This window comes from Solirubrobacter pauli (genome assembly GCF_003633755.1).
GTDB classification, from domain to species: Bacteria; Actinomycetota; Thermoleophilia; order Solirubrobacterales; family Solirubrobacteraceae; genus Solirubrobacter; species Solirubrobacter pauli.
In genome coordinates, this window is the sequence record NZ_RBIL01000001.1 from 2,383,399 (window position 1) to 2,400,368 (window position 16,970).

Genomic DNA, 16,970 nt, shown 5'->3' on the forward strand with positions numbered 1-16,970 from the left:
CGACGGCTCGCCAAGCCGTTGGAATGGTGGTCGTGTGCTGGTGCTCAACGCCACGTATGAGCCCATCAACGTGTGCACGGTGCGTCGTGCCACGGTGCTTCTCCTCAAGGACAAGGCCGAGGTCGTCGAGGTCGGCTCCGTCGACCTGCACTGGGCCACCGGCTCCCTGCCGCGGCCGGTCGTCATCCGCCTGGTCACGTACGTCCGCGTCCCGCGGGACTCGCACAAGCGCAAGATCACACGCCGCGCGGTGTTCGCCCGCGACGGCTGGATGTGCCAGTACTGCGGCGCCCGCACGAGCCTGACGGTCGACCACGTGATCCCACGCTCCAAGGGCGGCGGGTCCGGCTGGGACAACATCGTCGCCGCGTGCGCGCCGTGCAACCGCCGCAAGGCCGACCGCCTGCCGCACCAGATCCACATGCACCCGCGGACGAAGCCGCACACGCCGGGCGCCCACATCTTCATCCAGCTGGCCTCGCCGACGATCCCGGCGACCTGGCGTCAGTACCTCCCGCAGGCCGCCTGACCCAAAAGCGGAGTGACCGGCGGCGCTTTGGGGAACCAGAGCGCTTGCCATGTCTGCCCCGTCTTCACCTTCAGCGGGCCCGTCGCTCGCAGGTCGTATCGCCGCCGCGATCGCGTTGACGATCGCGTTCTACGTGCTGGCCCTCGTCATCGGCGTCGGCCTGATCGCCGCGCCGATCATCGGTTGGGCCAATGGCACCGGGAACATCTGGTTGACCATCACCGCCATCTTCCTCGGCGGGTCGATCCTGTACGCGATCGTCCCGCGGCGCAGCCGGTTCGAGCCGCCGGGGCTCCGGCTCACGGACGCCGAGGCACCGGGCCTGCTGGGCATGATCCGCGAGGAGGCGGAGGCGGTCGACGAGCCGCCCGTCGACGACGTCTACCTGACGATGGAGATCAACGCGGCGGTCACGCAGGCCTCCAAGGGCCGGCGGGTCATGATCGTGGGGCTCCCGCTCGTGGAGCTGCTGTCCGAGCGGGAGCTGCGGGGCGTGATCGCGCACGAGTTCGGCCACTACCGCGGCGGCGACCTCAAGGCGGGCCCGTTCATCTGGCGCACCCGCGCCGCGATCGGGCGGACGATCGACCAGCTGAGCGAGGACGACGGCGACGAGTCGTGGACGCAGCGGCTCGTCCGGCTGCCGTTCATCTGGTACGGCAAGGCGTTCATGCGCATCACCGCCGCGATCTCGCGCCGCGAGGAGTTCGCGGCCGACCGGTGCGCCGTCGAGCGGGTGGGTCGCGACGCGCTGATCTCGATGCTGCACCGCATCCGCGGCGGCGCCGCGGCGTTCGACGCGTACTGGCACAACGAGGTCGTCCCGGTGCTCCAGGTCGGCCGCCGCCCGCCCGTCGCCGAGGGCTTCAAGCGCTTCATGGCCGACGAGCAGGTCCGCGAGTCGACCGACTCGTTCGTCGCCGACCAGCTGAAGGCGAAGTCCGACCCGTACGACTCGCATCCCTCGCTGGCGGAGCGGATCGCCGCGGTCGAGGGCCTGCCGGCCGACGACCAGGGCGACTCGACGCCCGCGATCGGTCTGATCCGCGACCCGCAGGCGCTCGAGCGGCGCGTGATGGAAGGGATCCTCGGCGAGGACGCCGCCCAGTTCGAGCCGGTCGACTGGGACGAGGTCGGCGTCGAGGTCTACGGCGTCCGCGCTCGCGCGAGCGTCGAGCAGTTCGCGGACTTTCTCGACGGCGTGACGATCGGGACGGTCCCCGACGCGGTCGACCGGATCCCCGCGACGGCCTACGAGCTCGTCGAGCGGGACACGGACCAGCAGCCCTACGCCGAGGAGGCGCTGACGTCCGTGCTCGGCGACGCCGTGCTCGTCTCGCTCAAGGAGCACGGCTGGGAGCTGCACGCCCCGCCGGCCGAGCCGGTCAGCGCCGCGCGCGGCGACACCTCGCTGCTGCCGATGCACCTGGTGCACGCGCTGCGCGACGGCAAGCTCTCCGCCGACGAGTGGCGGGAGCGCATGGGCGAGCTCGGCGTGGCGGACCTGCCGCTGGGCGCCCGCGCGCACGTGGCTTAAAGACACGAGACCCCGGTCGACAAACCGGGGCCTCGCTCACAACCTGCTGGACTTGCTGCCGTATTCGACTTTTCTAGCGGCCAGAGGGACTACTCCTGGCATCGTCTACGGCGGTGCACCGGTGTGGATTCCGCTAAACGCGGGGTCCAGCGCCGGCTGGTCTAGCGGCCGGGCACCTCCAGGGTCCCACAAGAACTGTCACTCAACTTCGGACCACCCCCTTTCTCTGGTGATTCGAAGAGTACCGAACGTCCCGGCGGACGCAAAGTGACAATCGTCCAGGGTCGTCTCGATGACGCCCTGGACGGTCATTGCGCCTGCTTACGGCTCGAGGTCTTCCGAATCGCTCTCGGGCTGATCTAGCAGCGAGTCCTCGGTGGGATCGGCCGGGTTGACGGCCTCGCCCTCGTCGTCGACCGGGCCGGCCTCGACCGAGTCGATCGCGGCCTCGACGTCCGTGGGCTGATCGACGTCGATCTGGATCGGCAGCTCCTCGTCCGGCACCGCGGCGGTGGTGGACGACTCGCTCTCGACGACCAGCGCGATCGCCGACACGGCGTCGCCCTCGCGCAGGTTCATCACCTTCACGCCCTGGGACGCGCGACCGTAGCGGTTGATGCCGCGCACGGAGGTGCGCTGCACCATGCCGTTCTGGGAGATGAACACGAGCTCCTCGTGCTCCCGGACCACGAGCGCGCCGGCGAGCATGCCCTTGGCCTCGGTGAACGTGATCGTCTTCACGCCCTTGGCGCCGCGGGACGTGAGCCGGTATTCCTCGACCGACGTGCGCTTGCCGTAGCCGCCCTCGGTCACGACCAGCAGGTCCTGACCGGGCCGCGCTACGTCCATCGCCAGCACGTAGTTGTCCTTGTCGGCCACGTCCATGCCGCGCACACCGCTGGTGTCGCGGCCCATCGCGCGGGCGTCGGACTCCTTGAAGCGCACGGCCAGGCCGGCGTGCGAGACGATCAGGATCTCGTCGTCCTCGTCCACCCGCCGCACCGCGACGAGCTCGTCGTCCTCGCGGATGTTGATGGCGATGATGCCGTCGGCGCGGATCGGCGTGTTGTACGCCTGGAACGCCGTCTTCTTCACCGTGCCGTTGCGGGTGGCGAACATCACGTACGGGGCCTCGGAGAAGTCCCGGGTCGCGAGCACGGACTGGACCCGCTCGCCCTCGCGGAGCGGCAGGACGTTGCCGAGGTACCGGCCCTTCGACGTGCGCGACATCTCCGGCAGGTCGTAGACCTTGGACCGGTAGACCTTGCCGCGGTTCGTGAAGAACAGCAGGTAGTCGTGCGTCGAGGACACGAACAGATGCTCGATGAAGTCCTCGTCCTTCATGTCCATGCCGATGATCCCGACGCCACCGCGGCGCTGGGCGCGGTAGGTCGCGAGCGGCAGGGACTTGATGTAGCCCGAGTTCGTGATCGAGATGACCATCTGCTGGTCGGCGATCAGGTCCTCGATGTCGATGTCGTCCTCGGACGGCGCGATCTTCGTGCGCCGCTCGTCGCCGTAGCGCTCGGAGACCTCGGTGAGCTCGGTCTTGATCAGCTCGAGGACCATGTCCTCGTTGCCGAGCAGCTCCTTGAGCTCGCGGATCCGCTCCATCTTGTCCGCGTGCTCCTGGCGCAGCGTGTCGGCCTCGAGGCCGGTCAGCTGCTGGAGGCGGAGCTCGAGGATGGCCTGCGCCTGCACGTAGGAGAGCTCGAAGTTCTCCATCAGCCCGGTCCGCGCGGTGTCGCGGTCACGCGAACGGCGGATGAGGGCGATGATCTCGTCGATGTGGTCGAGCGCGATCAGCAAGCCCTCGAGCACGTGGACGCGGCGCTCGAGGCCCTTGAGCTCGTGCTTCGAGCGCCGGACGATGACCTCGCGCTGGTGCCGGACGTAGTACTTGATGACGTCCTTGAGCCCCAGCAGGCGCGGCACGTTCTCGACGAGCGAGACCATGTTCACGCCGAACGTGGTCTGCATCGGCGTGTGCTTGTAGAGCTTGTTGAGCACGACCTTGGGGTTCGCGTCGCGCTTGAGCTCGATCACGACCCGCATGCCGTTGCGGTCCGAGTGGTCCTGGACGTCGGAGATCTCGGTGAGCTTCTTCTCCGCCACCAGCTCGGCGATCTTGCGGATGACGCCGCCGTCGCCGCCCTTCTTGACCATGAACGGCAGCTCGGTGACCACGATCGCCTCGCGGTTGCCACGGATCTGCTCGTAGTGGGCGGTCGCGCGGACGCGGACGCGGCCACGGCCGGTCTCGTACGCGTCGCGGATGCCGCTCAGGCCGAGGATCACGCCGCCGGTCGGGAAGTCCGGGCCCTTCATGTACTGCATCAGCCCGGTGGTGTCGATGTCCGGGTTGTCGATGAAGGCGATCGTCGCGGCGATCGTCTCCTTCAGGTTGTGCGGCGGGATGTTCGTCGCCATGCCGACGGCGATGCCCGACGACCCGTTGACGAGCAGGTTCGGGAACCGCGACGGCAGGACGAGCGGCTCCTGCTCGGACCCGTCGTAGTTCGGACCGAAGTCGACCGTGTCCGAGTCCAGGTCGCGCAGCAGCTCACGGGCGATCGGCGCGAGCCGGGCCTCCGTGTACCGCATGGCGGCGGCCGGGTCGTCGTCGACGGAGCCGAAGTTGCCCTGGCCGTCCACCAGCGGGTAGCGCAGGGAGAAGTCCTGCGCCATGCGGACGATCGTGTCGTAGATCGCCGAGTCGCCGTGCGGGTGGTACTTGCCCATGACGTCGCCGACGATGCGGGCCGACTTCACGTACGGGCGGTTCGGCTGCAGGCCGTTCTCGTTCATCGAGAACAGCGCGCGGCGGTGGACGGGCTTCAGGCCGTCGCGGACGTCGGGCAGCGCGCGCCCGACAATGACGGACATCGCGTAGTCCAGGTAGGAGGAGCGCATCTCCTCCTCGAGCCCGCGCGGCTCGATGTTTCCGCCTTGGATCGTTGCTGACATGCCTTACCTAGACGTCGAGGGTGGCCACTCGGGCGTTCTCTTCGATGAACTCGCGACGGGGCTCGACCTTGTCGCCCATCAGCATCGTGAAGAGCCGGTCGGCCGCGGCCGCGTCGTCCATCGTCACCTGCGCCAGCGTGCGCGAGGTGGGGTTCATCGTCGTGTCGGCGAGCTGCTCGGCGTTCATCTCACCGAGGCCCTTGAAGCGCTGCAGCTTCACGCCCTTGGCGGCGACCGCCATGACCGCGCGCTGGAGCTCCTCGAACGAGGCGGCCTCCTCGGTCTCGTTGCCGAGCTTGACGGTGAACGGCGGCGTGCCGGCGACCTTCAGCAGGTCGATGTGCACGCGCAGCAGCTGCCGGTACTCGTTGGCCGTGAACATCGAGGTCCGCAGGCGATGCGTGCGGGCCAGGTTGGACCGGCGCTCGGTCGCCTTCACGCGGATGAGGTTCTCGTCTTCGGAGATCAGCTCCGTGAAGAACGGGTCGGTCTCCACGACCTCGCGCTTGAGCAGCTCGATCAGCGCCTCGGGGCTCCTGATCTCGTTGTCGAGGATCTGCGACTCCTCGAGGAACTGCACGACCTCGTGCCCGTGCTCGGCCCGCAACGCGGACGACCAACCCTCGTACTGCTTGAGCAGGCGTGTGTAGCGCTGCCAGCGCACGTCGGTGAGCTTGAAGGCGCGGCCCTCGTTGTCGGCGATCTCGAAGCGGTCGAACTTGTCGTTGAGCAGGATCGCCTCCAGCTCGGAGTCCTTCTCGATGTACCGGTCGGTCTTGCCCTGCGTGACCTTGTACAGCGGCGGCTTCGCGATGTAGATGTGGCCGGCCTCGACCAGCTCCTGCATCTCGCGGAACAGCAGCGTGAGGATGAGCGTCCGGATGTGGGCGCCGTCCACGTCGGCGTCCGTCATCAGGATGATCTTGTGGTACCGGAGCTTCTCGATGTCGAACTCGTCGCGGACGCCGGTGCCGAAGGCCGTGATCATCGCCTGGATCTCGGCGTTCTGCAGCACCTTGTCGATGCGCGCCTTCTCGACGTTGAGGATCTTGCCGCGCAGCGGGAGCACCGCCTGCGTCGCGCGGTCACGGCCCTGCTTGGCCGAGCCGCCGGCCGAGTCGCCCTCCACGATGAAGAGCTCGGCGATCTCCGGCTCCTTGACCATGCAGTCGGCCAGCTTGCCCGGCAGGCCCATGCCGCCCATGGCGGACTTGCGCGCAGTGTCGCGGGCCTTGCGGGCCGCGGCGCGGGCACGGGAGGCGTCGATCGCCTTGCGGACGATCCGCTCGGCCTCCTTCGGGTTCTCCTCGAAGAACTCGGCCAGCTTGGCGTTGACCACCTGGGCGACGAAGCCCTGCATGCCCGGGTTGCCGAGCTTGGTCTTCGTCTGACCCTCGAACTGCGGGTCGGTCAGCTTCGCGGAGATGACGGCCGTGAGACCCTCGCGGATGTCCTCACCCTCGAGCGCCTTGTCCTTCTCCTTGAGCATCCCGCCGTTGCGCGCGTAGCGGTTCAGCGTGCCGGTCAGCGCCGAGCGGAAGCCCGAGAGGTGCGAGCCGCCCTCGTGCGTGTTGATGTTGTTCGCGAACGAGAACACCGACTCCTGGTAGGTGCCGTTCCACTGGAGCGCGACCTCGACGGAGCCGTTCGCGTCGTCCTCGCCCTCGAAGTAGATGATCTTGCCCGAGGGGTCCTTGTTCTCGTTCAGGTAGGCGACGAAGTCACGGATGCCGCCCTCGGCGTAGAACTCGCGGCTCTTCTTCTCCTCGCCGCGCTCGTCCGTGATCGTGATCCGCAGGCCCTTGGTGAGGAAGGCGGTGTCGCGGAGGCGCTGCTCGAGGATGCCGAAGTCCATCGTGAGCGTCTCGAAGATCTCGGCGTCCGGGCGGAAGTGGATCGCCGTGCCGGTCTCCGTGGTCGGCTCGCCCTTCTGCAGCTCGCCGTTCGGCACGCCGCGGACGTAGGACTGCGTCCAGGTGAACCCGTCGCGCTTGATGACGGCCGTCAGCTCGTCCGAGAGCGCGTTCACGACGGAGGCGCCCACGCCGTGCAGGCCGCCCGAGACCTTGTAGCCGCCGCCCTCGCCGAACTTGCCGCCGGCGTGCAGGACGGTGAACACGACCTCGAGGGCGGACTTGCCCTCCTTCTCCATCTTCGCGACGGGGATGCCGCGGCCGTTGTCGGTCACCGTGACGGAGTTGTCCGGGTGGATCGTGACCGTCACCGCGTCGCAGTGACCGGCCAGGGCCTCGTCCACCGAGTTGTCCACGATCTCGTAGACGAGGTGGTGCAGACCACGGACACCGGTCGAGCCGATGTACATGCCCGGCCGCTTGCGAACGGCTTCAAGACCCTCGAGGACGGTGATGTCCGAGGCGTCGTAGCCGGGCTGCGGGTTGCCGTTCTGGGGGTCGCCGGTGCTCAAGGGTCTCCTTCGTCCACACACAAGCGACGCCCCGGCGGGACTGCGCGTCCGAGGCCGGGGCGTGGCCATTCGTTGCGTCAGATATTAGCAGTCGGCGGGTTCGGAATACTGACGCGCGCGCGTAGCACAGAAGTACGGTTTGTCAAGGATCAGCGATGGGTCGCACGGGGGCGCAAGCGCTTCACCGCCGGCTGTCCCAAGGCGTCGTTCAGCCGGCTCACGACGAGCTCGGACATCAGGTCCAGCTCCTGCGCCTGGACGGCGCTGCCACAGTCGATCGTGAGCTCTCCGTCGCGCTCGTAGGCGGGCTGGCAGCTCGCGAACGAGCCGGCGATCACCGGCCAGTGGCGCTGGATCTTGGCGATCAGCGTGGCGGGCTCGAGGTCGTCCCCGAGCGCGTCGAGCGCGAACGAGACGGGCCGCGGGTTGCGTCTCCGCCTCACGCCGCGTCCTGCCCGAGCCCGGGAGTCGGAGCCCCCTGGGCGACGACTCCCAGCGACGCGAGCCTCCTAGGCGAGACGTCGCCGTCGACGATCTCGATCCAGGTCACGTCGGGCTCCTTGCCGCCGGGCACGTGCTCGAGCTCGGTGGTCGTGATCACAGCCTGCCCCTCGCGGCGCAGGAGGTCCACCAGACGGCCGCGGCGGGTCGCGTCCAGCTCCGACATCACGTCGTCGAGCAGGATCAGCGGAGCGGCCCCGTGCTCGGTCGCCAGCTCCTCGCGCTCGGCGAGCAGCAGCGCGAGCAGCCCGAGGCGCTGCTGGCCGCGCGAGCCGTAGGACCTCAGCTCGCGTCCTTCGCGGCGGAACGTGAGGTCGTCCCGGTGGGGGCCGTGGCCGGTGAACCCGCGCTCGAGGTCGGAGTCGACGCGCTCGGCCAGCTCGGCGGCGAGCGCCTCCGCCGTGGCGGCCGTAGACCGCGGCCGGTAGCGCAGCTCCACCTCGCCTTCGAGCCCGAGGCCCTGTGCATGCTGTGCATAACGGGGGCGGAGCCTGTCGACGGTGGCGGCGCGGTCGGCCATCAGCGCCACGCCGTGGCGGGCCAGCTCGGCGTCCCAGGCCGGCAACGAGGCCCGCGAGGCCCGGCCGGCGCGGATGCTCGAGAGCAGCGCGTTGCGCTGCGCCAGGGCGGCGCTATAGGAGCGACGCGTGCCCGCACGCGAGGGCCACAGCGCCGCGACCACCTGATCCAGGTGCGCGCGCCGCAGCGCCGGGGCGCCGAGCACGAGCTCCAGCCGGTCCGGCAGGAACACGGAGACGAGCGGCCGTGCACCGGTGCCGACGAGGTTGTCCACAGCCGCGCCGTCCGCCTTCAGGCGCTTGGCCTCGCCGGGCTTGAAGCCGACCGTCACCTCGTGGCGGCCGAGGGCGTCCTCGCTCGTCAGCTCCAGCCGGGTGAGCTCGGCGCCGAAGCGGACGACCTCGCGCTCGTTCGAGGTCCGGCACGAGCGCGCGGTGCAGGCGAAGTAGATCGCCTCCAGCAGGTTCGTCTTGCCGGCGCCGTTGCGGCCGGTGATGACGGTGAGCCCCGGCCCGAGCCGGACCTCCGCAGCGTGGTACGTGCGGAAGTCGCGGAGCGTCAGGCCGGTGAGGATCACGTTTCAGATTGTGACGCCCGGGAGGATGATCCCCCCGGGCGAGTCGTCCCAGCGAAACGAGCCCGCAGGGCGAGGCTTCGCCCTAGACGTTGAGCCTGATGGGCATCAGGAGGTACTGGAACCCGGAGCCGTCGCCGGCCTCGAGCAGGCCCGGCCGCAGCGGCGAGATGAGCTTGATGATCACGTCGCCGTCGACGGCCTCCAGGCCGTCGCGCAGGAACTCCGGGTTGAAGCCGATCTCCAGCGGCTCGCCCGCGAACGGGACCGGGATCGTCTCGCGCGCCTCGCCGACATCCGGCGTGCGGGCGGACACCGTCAGCTCGCCCTCGGTGAACGCGAGCCGCAGCGGCGCGTTCTTCTGGGCCAGCAGCGAGATGCGGCGCACCACGTCGGTGACCTCGCCGCCCGCGAGCCGCAGCTCGTGCTCGTAGGCGTCCGGCAGGAGCTGGCGGTAGTTCGGGAACTGGCCGTCGATCAGCCGCGAGGACAGCACGATCCCGCCGGCCGCGAACACGACCTGGTTCGCGCGCACGGAGACGGACAGCGTGTCGGCGCTCTCGTGCTGGACGATCCGGGTGAGCTCCTGCAGCGCACGGGCCGGGACGTTGGCCTCGAACGAGCCGGCCAGCGCCTCCTCGAGCTTGGTCTCCTTGACCGAGAGCCGGTAGGAGTCCGTCGCGACCATCCGCAGCTCGTCGCCGGCGGCTGAGACGAGGATGCCGGTGAGCACCGGGCGCGTCTCGTCACGCGAGGCCGAGCGCGCGACCTTGTTGACGGTGCCGACGAACGCGTCGCCCGGCACCTCGACGACGTCGCCCTCGATCTCCGGGAACGGCGGGAAGTCCTCGAGGCGGAGCGTGCGGATGTAGAAGGAGGCCGAGCCGCCGAGGATCTCGACGTCCTGCTCGACGGGCCGCAGCTCGAGCGAGACCTCCTTGCCGGGGAGCGCCCGGACGACGTCGACCACCAGGCGGGCCGGCAGCACCAGCGAGCCTTCGCGGACGACCTCGCCCTCGAGCGGCACGCGGAGGCCGATCTCCATGTCCGTCGCGCGCAGCTCGATCCCGTCCTTGGTGGCCAGGAGCTGGACACCGGACAGCGCCTGGACCGCGCTGCGCGTGGATGCGGCGCGCGTCACCGTCTGGAGCTGGGCGAAAAGCGCGTCGCGCCGTGTCGTGATCTTCATTCGGCTGCCGCCTTACGCGTCGAGATCGGGTGATGAATCTGTTCAGTGGTCATCGGGGCTGTTCAATCTGTGCACAAGCCTGACGAACGCCGCTGGAGAGCGGACGCGCCCTGTGCATGAACTGTCGAAGTCTGTCAGGAGCTCCGGACCGCATCAGTTACCGCCGAGTGACCGGAGCAGGTTGTGCACAGCCTCGTAGGCCTCGCGGTCGGAGGCCATCCGCTCGGTGGTGCGGCGGCAGGCGTGCAGGACGGTGGTGTGGTTGCGGTTGCCGAACGCGCGGCCGATCGTCGGCAGCGTGGCACCCGTCAGCTCGCGCGCGACATACATGGCGACCTGGCGGGCGAAGGCGGCGGGCTGCGTGCGGCTCGCGGACAGCAGGGCCTCCATCGAGACGCCGAACGCCTCGCACGCGCCCTCCTGGATCTCCTTGATCGTCGGCGCGGCCTTCTTCTTGCTCAGCTCGGGGTAGAGGCCGGCGAGCACCTCCGCGGCCAGCTCCGCTGTGACGGGACGCCCCGTCAGCGAGCCGAAGGCGACCACGCGGATCAGCGCGCCCTCGAGCGCGCGGATGTTCGCGTCCACGCGCTCGGCGATCAGGTCCAGCGCGGCGGGGTCGACCTCGCCGACGTCGTCCTGCGCGACCCGCTTGCGCAGGATCACCAGGCGGGTGGCGCGGTCGGCGGGGCGCACGTCGCACACGAGCCCGGCCTCGAAGCGCTCGCGCAGCCGGTCCTCGAGCGCGTCCAGGTCCCGCGGCGGCCGGTCGGACGTCAGCACGAGCTGGGCGCCGGCCTGGTGCAGGACGTTGAAGGTGTGGAAGAACTCCTGCTCGGTCTTCGCCTTCTGGGCGAGGAACTGGACGTCGTCGACGAGCAGGACGTCGACGCCGCGGTACTGCGCCTTGAAGCCCTCCATGTCCCCGCCCTGGATGGCGGCGACGAAGTGGTCGGTGAACGCCTCGGCCGTCGTGTAGCGGGCGGTCATGCCGCCTCCGTGCTCGTGGACGTAGTTGGCGATCGAGTGCAGCAGGTGCGTCTTGCCCAAGCCGGGCGGACCGCAGATGAAGAGCGGGTTGTAGGCCAGGCCCGGCGTCTCGGCGACGGCCAGCGCGGCCGCGTGCGCGAGCCGGTTGCTCTCGCCGATCACGAACTGGTCGAAGGTCAGGCGCGGGTTCAGCTGCTGGGACGCGGGCGCCTGCACGCGGGGGACGGCGACCGCCGGCGTCTCGGGCGGCGTCTCCTCCGGATCGGCGATGCGGACGGTCGCGCCGGGGCCGAGCACGGTCTCCGCGCAGGCGGTCAGGACGCGTCCGAAGCGGGTCTGCGCCCACGAGCGGACGTCGTCGGGCGCCTCGAGGACGATCGTCGTCCCGTCGACCTCCCGGAAGCCCATGCGCTCCAGCCAGATGTGCCAGGTGGACTCGTTGACCGCCTTGCGGAGCTCACCGCGGAAGCGGTGCCAGACGGTGGCGGAATCGAGTGCTGACACGGGCGCGCGGAGGGACCTCCTCGGCGGCACCGAGGATCGGGGATGGGCTACGAAGGGGGCCGCAAAACGGCCGGAGCGCGAACATAGCAAAGGGTCGGGGACCCGATACGCCCCTTCCCAGGAGGGCTCCGCAAATCGCGCACGAATGTGAACGCGGGCGTTGTCCACATCTGTCCGCAGCATGTGCATTGCCCTGTGCGCAGGCTCGGCGTTGTATCCTTGTTCGCCGCCGCGCAGCGTGCTCGGCTCGGTGCTGCGCCGAGCCACGCGAACCATCCCGGCCCGCGGCTAAGGAGTCCACGAAACGTGAAGCGCACCTACCAGCCCAAGAAGCGAAAGCGCGCCCGCACCCACGGGTTTCGTCAGCGCATGAGCACCAAAGCGGGCCGCCTCGTCCTGAAGCGGCGTCGCGACAAGGGCCGCAAGCGGCTCAGCGTCAGCGACAAGTAGCCTCGAGCCCATGCGCGATCGCGCCTCCCGCCGCCGCAGGTTGTCCCGCAGCGCGGAGTTCGAGCGCGTCTATCGCCAGGGCAAGTCGAAGGCCAACCGCTTTCTCGTCCTCTACGCCTTTCCCCGCGAAGAGGACAACCCGCCTTCTTCCTCGTCCGAGGAGGAAGGCCCGCGGCTTGGCCTCTCCGTCTCGCGGAAGGTCGGCGGTGCCGTCGACCGCAACCGCGTCAAGCGCGTGCTGCGCGAGGCCTTCTGGCAGGAGGCCTCACGCCTGCCGACCGGTTCGGACTACGTGGTCGTCGCGCGGCCCGACGCCCGTGACCTCGCCGAGCGCGAGGGCACCGAGGGCATGCGCACCGCGCTCGCGGAGCTGGTCGACGGCCTGGGCGGCTCGCCGGCGTGAAGATCCTCGCGCTTGCGCCCATCCGCTTCTACCAGCGGTTCATCTCGCCCGCGTTCCCGCGTCGGTGCAAGTACCACCCGACCTGTTCGCAGTACGCGGTCCAAGCCATCCAGCGCTATGGCATCCTCAAGGGCGGCGCCCTCGCGGCGTGGCGCTTGCTGCGCTGCAATCCCTTCAGCCACGGCGGTTACGACCCCGTGCCCGTCCGTGACACCTCTCCCGTTAGCTAACTCGTGATCAACCTCTTCGCTGATGCCCATGGCGGCACGCCGGTCATCCAGCCGCTGATCGACTTCTTCCACTGGATCCTCATCCACATCCATGACGTGCTCAAGGATGTGCCGGGTTCCTGGGGCTGGTCGATCATCGCGCTGACGATCCTCGTGCGCGCGTGCTTGCTCCCTCTGACGTTCAAGCAGTTCCACTCGATGCAGCGGCTCGCGCATCTCCAGCCGGAGATGAAGAAGCTGCAGGAGCGCTTCAAGAACGACAAGGAGCGCATGAACCAGGAGATGATGAAGTTCTACCGCGAGAACAAGGTGAATCCGTTCGCCTCGTGCCTCCCGATGGTGGCGCAGTTCCCGGTCTTCATCTCGCTGTACTACATGCTCCGGGTCGACCTCCGGTACGACATCTGCCCGGAGATCAACAACGGGCTGGCGAAGCCGATTCCCTGTGGATCGAGCGACGCGTCGCAGTTCCTGTTCATCAGCGACCTGACGGACAAGGCCACCGGCGGCACGCTCGCCGTCCTGATCATCCTCTACGTCGGCTCGCAGCTGCTGTCCACGCTGCTGATGTCGACGACGACGGACCGCACGCAGCGCCTGATCTTCATGGCCCTGCCGTTCATCTTCGTCCTCTTCGTCATCCAGTTCCCGGCGGGCCTGCTCGTCTACTGGATCACGACGAACCTCTGGACGATCGTGCAGCAGGCGATCATCAAGAAGCGTCTCGGCCCGCTCCGTCCGGCACTCGCCGAGGGGGAGAAGCCGCCGAGCCTGATGGACAGCTTCCGCCAGGCCAGCTCGACGACGTCGGCCGCGCCGGCGAAGAAGCCGAAGACGCAGGCCCGCGGCGAAGAGCCCAAGGGCAAGCCCGCCGGACCCCCGCCGAGATCACCGCGTAAGAAGAAGAAGCGTTCAGGGAGACGTCGATGAGCGATTCCGCCGACCGTGTGAAAGACCTGCTGGAGCACGTGAGCGACGCGCTCGCGTTGGACGCCGACGTCGTCATCGAGGAGGAGGGCCGGATCATCAAGGCCACGCTCGAAGGCGACGACCTCGGCCTCTTCATCGGGCGGCACGGCCAGACGATCGATGCCGTGCAGCACCTGGCGTTCAAGACCGCGACGCGTGACCAGCCGCCGTCGGCCGGCGTGCGCGTGGTGGTCGACGCGGCGGGCTACCGGGAGCGCCGTGAGCTCGCGCTGCAGCGGCAGGCCGACGAGGCCGCCGAGAAGGCCGTCGACTCCGGTCGCCCCGTCGCGCTGGACGCGATGAGCGCGACCGAGCGCAAGGTCGTGCATGAGTACCTGAAGGACCGCGACGACGTCGAGACGTACTCGGAGGGCACCGAGCCCGACCGGCACCTCGTCGTGGCTCCCCTCGAGGGCTGAGGCGTGCAGCCCCGCCGCCCCACCCCGATCATCCGGCCTTAGACGCGTTTCACGTGAAACGGTTGGAGGACGTCGCGCCGGCGCACGCCGTGGATGCGCTGGCGCGGATCCTCGGCTTCCAGTCGATCGAGCCGACGGCGTCGACGACCGTCCGCGACCCGGCGGAGGCCGTCGGCCGGCACGTCGGCGATTCGCTGTCCGCCCTGGCATTGCCCGAGGTCGCGGACGCACGGCGCATCGCCGACCTCGGCTCGGGCGCCGGGTGGCCCGGCTTGGCGTTGGCCGCAGCACTGCCCGACGCGCACGTCTGGCTCGTGGAGAGCGCGATCCGCCACTGCCGCTACCTCGAGCAGGCGGTCGACATCGGTGAGCTGGCGAACGTGACCGTCGTGCACGCGCGGATCGAGGAGTGGAGCGGCGAGCACGACCTCGTCACGGCCCGGGCGCTGGCCGCGCTCGCGGTGCTCGTGGAGTACGCGGCGCCGCTGCTCGAGCTCGGTGGGCACTTCGTCGCCTGGAAGGGTGCGGTCTCCGACGACGAGGACGCGTCCGGGCTGCGGGCCGCCGAGATCGTCGGCTTGGAGCGCACGCAGATCCTGCCGGTCGTTCCGTACGACGGCGCGCGCGACCATACGCTTCACGTGTTCCGCAAGGTGCGGCCGACGCCGACGCGCTTCCCGCGCCGCGCCGGCATGGCGACGAAGCGGCCCCTAGCCTGAGCGGGATAGCGGCCGGCCGGGTCCGCGCCGGTAGTGCAGGAGCCAGTACGGAACCATGGCCAGCGGTCCGGTGACGCACATCAGCACTGCCCAGATGGCCTGCTGGTCGTCGGGGAGGTCGCGCTTGAACACGTCGCGCGCGTACGTCACCACCAGCACGATCACGGCGGCGAAGGCGGCCACGTGCGCGCCGATCATGGCCGGGGACGCGAGCAGGTCGTCGTCTCCCGTCGTCCAGGCGCGGGCGAACCCCACGGCGAACAGGACCATGTGGGCTAGCACGAGCAGCGTGACGGCGAGCACGAGGGCGCGCATACGACCCGTGTACCCGTTTCACGTGAAACATCGCGTGCAGAATGCCCCGCGTTTCACGTGAAACACCCCGGTCCGACCGATCACGCCGCTAGCTTCGGAGTCCGCATGGGCACCATCTACGCGATCGCGAACCAGAAGGGCGGGGTCGGCAAGACGACCACCGCGGTGAATGTCGCCGCGTGCATCGCCGCCGCCGGCTACGAAACGCTCGTCGTGGACGTCGATCCCCAGGGCAACGCGACGGTGGGCCTGGGTGTCGCGCGCGAGGGCGTGGGGGTCTATGACGTCCTCGGAGGGGACGTTTCCGCCCGGGACGCCGTCCGCGCGACCGACATCGAGCGCCTCTCGATCCTCGTCTCCACCCCGGATCTCGCCGGCGCCACGATGGAGCTGCCGCGCATCCCGGGCTCGGAGCGCCGCCTCCGCGAGGCGCTCGAGCCGCTCCGCGAGGACTACGCCTTCATCCTGCTCGACTGCCCGCCGTCGCTCGGTCCGCTCACGGTGAACGCCCTCGTGGCGGCTGAGCGGGTCATCGTCCCGGTCCAGACCGAGTACTTCGCGCTCGAAGGCCTCGCCGGTCTGCTGGACACGTTGTCCCTCATCCAACGCGAGCTGAATCCGCGGCTGACCGTCGCCGGGATGCTCCTGACGATGCACGACGCGCGCACGCGCCTCGCGCAGGATGTCGAGCGCGAGGTCCGTGCGCACTTCCCGGCCCTCGTGTTCGACACCGTCATCCCGCGCAACGTCCGCCTGGGCGAGGCGCCGAGCTACGGCATTCCCGTCATCCACCACGACCCCCACAGCTCCGGGGCCGAGGCCTACTTCTCGCTCGCCAAGGAGGTGGCCGCGCGTGGCTGACCGTCCCCGGGGCATGGGCCGCGGTCTCGCCGCGATCCTCGCGCCCACTGAAGGCACCGCGCCCGGCGCCGAGCTGCGCAAGCTGCCGGTCGACCTGATCGCGCCGAACCCGCGCCAGCCGCGCCGGGTCTTCGACGAGGAGTCCCTGCTCGCGCTGTCGGAGTCCGTGAAGGAGCGCGGCGTCATCCAGCCCGTGCTGGTGCGCCCGTGCCCCGGTGGCTCCTACGAGCTGATCGCTGGCGAGCGTCGCTGGCGCGCGGCCCAACTGGCCGGCTTGGAGGTCGTCCCGGCCGTCGTGCAGCCGCATGAGGACCGCGAGTCGCTCGAGATCGCCCTGATCGAGAACATGGCCCGCGAGGACCTCAACCCGATCGAGGAGGCCCGTGCCTGCTCGCTCCTCGTCGACGAGCTCGGGCTCACCCGCGAGGAGGTCGGTCGCCGCGTGGGCCGGTCGCGAGTGGCCGTCTCGAACCTGCTGCGCCTGCTGGACCTGCCGGACGAGGTGCTGGACCTGCTCGTCGAGGGTCGGCTCACCGAGGGCCACGGCCGTGCGCTCCTGATGGCGCCCGACCATGGCGACCGCCGCCGCCTCGGCCGCAGCGCCGCCGACGAGGACTGGACCGTGCGTGAGACCGAGGCCCGCGCGCGCGAGACCACGCGCCCGCCTGAGGTCGCTCCGAAGGTCACGCGCGAGCTGCATCCGGATCAGGAGGAGGCCGCGGCGCGGATCGGCGACGTCTTCCTACGCGCGTTCGGCGCCGACGTGCGGGTCAAGCCGCGCGGCACGGGCTACACGGTGGCGCTCAACTTCGAGTCGCTGGACGAGGCGCTGGAGCTCGCTTCGCGCTTCGATCGCCGACGCGTGTAAAAGC

The 16,970-nt window shown here is 69.6% G+C and carries 17 protein-coding genes; 10 read left to right on the forward strand and 7 right to left on the reverse strand.

What is annotated here, in order from left to right:
• Positions 1–34: 34 nt before the first annotated feature.
• Positions 35–529, forward strand: coding sequence for an HNH endonuclease (locus C8N24_RS11290; protein ID WP_170179017.1), 495 nt, complete (start codon positions 35–37; stop codon positions 527–529).
• A 133-nt stretch (positions 530–662) separates the two neighbouring features.
• Positions 663–2,066 carry a M48 family metallopeptidase gene (locus C8N24_RS11295; protein WP_170179018.1) on the forward strand — a complete coding sequence of 468 codons (1,404 nt, stop codon included), beginning with the start codon at positions 663–665 and terminating at the stop codon, positions 2,064–2,066.
• Between the two features lie 321 nt (positions 2,067–2,387).
• Here C8N24_RS11295 and gyrA read toward each other — a convergent pair whose 3' ends face one another.
• From gyrA to dnaA, 6 genes are all read right to left on the reverse strand, one after another.
• The gene (gene gyrA, locus C8N24_RS11300) at positions 2,388–5,033 is read right to left on the reverse strand and encodes a DNA gyrase subunit A (protein WP_121250129.1); all 2,646 of its coding nucleotides are present in this window, start codon (positions 5,031–5,033) and stop codon (positions 2,388–2,390) included.
• Positions 5,034–5,040: 7 nt separating this feature from the next.
• A complete protein-coding gene (gene gyrB, locus C8N24_RS11305) occupies positions 5,041–7,458 on the reverse strand; it encodes a DNA topoisomerase (ATP-hydrolyzing) subunit B (RefSeq protein WP_245971827.1) in 2,418 nt (805 codons plus the stop codon).
• A gap of 149 nt (positions 7,459–7,607) precedes the next feature.
• Positions 7,608–7,901, reverse strand: a complete 294-nt coding sequence (locus tag C8N24_RS11310; RefSeq protein ID WP_121250131.1) for a DciA family protein — start codon at positions 7,899–7,901, stop codon at positions 7,608–7,610.
• Complete coding sequence (gene recF / locus C8N24_RS11315) at positions 7,898–9,055, reverse strand: DNA replication/repair protein RecF (protein WP_121250132.1); 1,158 nt, start codon at positions 9,053–9,055, stop codon at positions 7,898–7,900. Before recF ends, C8N24_RS11310 begins: the two co-directional genes overlap by 4 nt.
• Positions 9,056–9,137: 82 nt before the next feature.
• Complete coding sequence (dnaN, locus tag C8N24_RS11320; RefSeq protein ID WP_121250133.1) at positions 9,138–10,241, reverse strand: DNA polymerase III subunit beta; 1,104 nt, start codon at positions 10,239–10,241, stop codon at positions 9,138–9,140.
• Positions 10,242–10,394: 153 nt separating this feature from the next.
• On the reverse strand, positions 10,395–11,732 hold the full coding sequence (dnaA, locus tag C8N24_RS11325; protein WP_170179019.1) for a chromosomal replication initiator protein DnaA: 1,338 nt from the start codon (positions 11,730–11,732) through the stop codon (positions 10,395–10,397).
• 306 nt (positions 11,733–12,038) lie between these two features.
• On the opposite strand from dnaA, the gene rpmH reads away from it, so the two are divergent.
• Genes rpmH through rsmG form a run of 6 tightly spaced genes read left to right on the forward strand, consistent with a single transcriptional unit; the run spans position 12,039 to position 14,922 of the window.
• Positions 12,039–12,182, forward strand: coding sequence for a 50S ribosomal protein L34 (rpmH, locus tag C8N24_RS11330; RefSeq protein WP_121250135.1), 144 nt, complete (start codon positions 12,039–12,041; stop codon positions 12,180–12,182).
• Positions 12,183–12,192: 10 nt separating this feature from the next.
• Positions 12,193–12,585: a ribonuclease P protein component gene (gene rnpA, locus C8N24_RS11335; RefSeq protein ID WP_121250136.1), complete on the forward strand. Its 393-nt coding sequence runs from the start codon at positions 12,193–12,195 to the stop codon at positions 12,583–12,585.
• Positions 12,582–12,815, forward strand: a complete 234-nt coding sequence (yidD, locus tag C8N24_RS11340; protein WP_121250137.1) for a membrane protein insertion efficiency factor YidD — start codon at positions 12,582–12,584, stop codon at positions 12,813–12,815. Before rnpA ends, yidD begins: the two co-directional genes overlap by 4 nt.
• 3 nt (positions 12,816–12,818) lie before the next feature.
• A complete protein-coding gene (locus tag C8N24_RS11345; RefSeq protein ID WP_121250138.1) occupies positions 12,819–13,745 on the forward strand; it encodes a YidC/Oxa1 family membrane protein insertase in 927 nt (308 codons plus the stop codon).
• Positions 13,742–14,203 (forward strand): Jag family protein, encoded by a 462-nt coding sequence (locus C8N24_RS11350; protein ID WP_121250139.1) that lies wholly within the window; start codon positions 13,742–13,744, stop codon positions 14,201–14,203. Before C8N24_RS11345 ends, C8N24_RS11350 begins: the two co-directional genes overlap by 4 nt.
• 53 nt (positions 14,204–14,256) lie before the next feature.
• Complete coding sequence (gene rsmG / locus C8N24_RS11355; RefSeq protein WP_170179020.1) at positions 14,257–14,922, forward strand: 16S rRNA (guanine(527)-N(7))-methyltransferase RsmG; 666 nt, start codon at positions 14,257–14,259, stop codon at positions 14,920–14,922.
• Here rsmG and C8N24_RS11360 read toward each other — a convergent pair.
• Positions 14,914–15,237, reverse strand: a complete 324-nt coding sequence (locus C8N24_RS11360; protein WP_121250141.1) for a hypothetical protein — start codon at positions 15,235–15,237, stop codon at positions 14,914–14,916. The genes rsmG and C8N24_RS11360 overlap by 9 nt on opposite strands.
• A 105-nt stretch (positions 15,238–15,342) precedes the next feature.
• Here C8N24_RS11360 and C8N24_RS11365 point away from each other — a divergent pair, with 105 nt between their 5' ends.
• The gene (locus tag C8N24_RS11365; protein WP_121250142.1) at positions 15,343–16,098 is read left to right on the forward strand and encodes a ParA family protein; all 756 of its coding nucleotides are present in this window, start codon (positions 15,343–15,345) and stop codon (positions 16,096–16,098) included.
• Positions 16,091–16,966, forward strand: coding sequence for a ParB/RepB/Spo0J family partition protein (locus C8N24_RS11370; protein ID WP_121250143.1), 876 nt, complete (start codon positions 16,091–16,093; stop codon positions 16,964–16,966). Before C8N24_RS11365 ends, C8N24_RS11370 begins: the two co-directional genes overlap by 8 nt.
• The last annotated feature ends 4 nt before the right edge of the window (positions 16,967–16,970 follow it).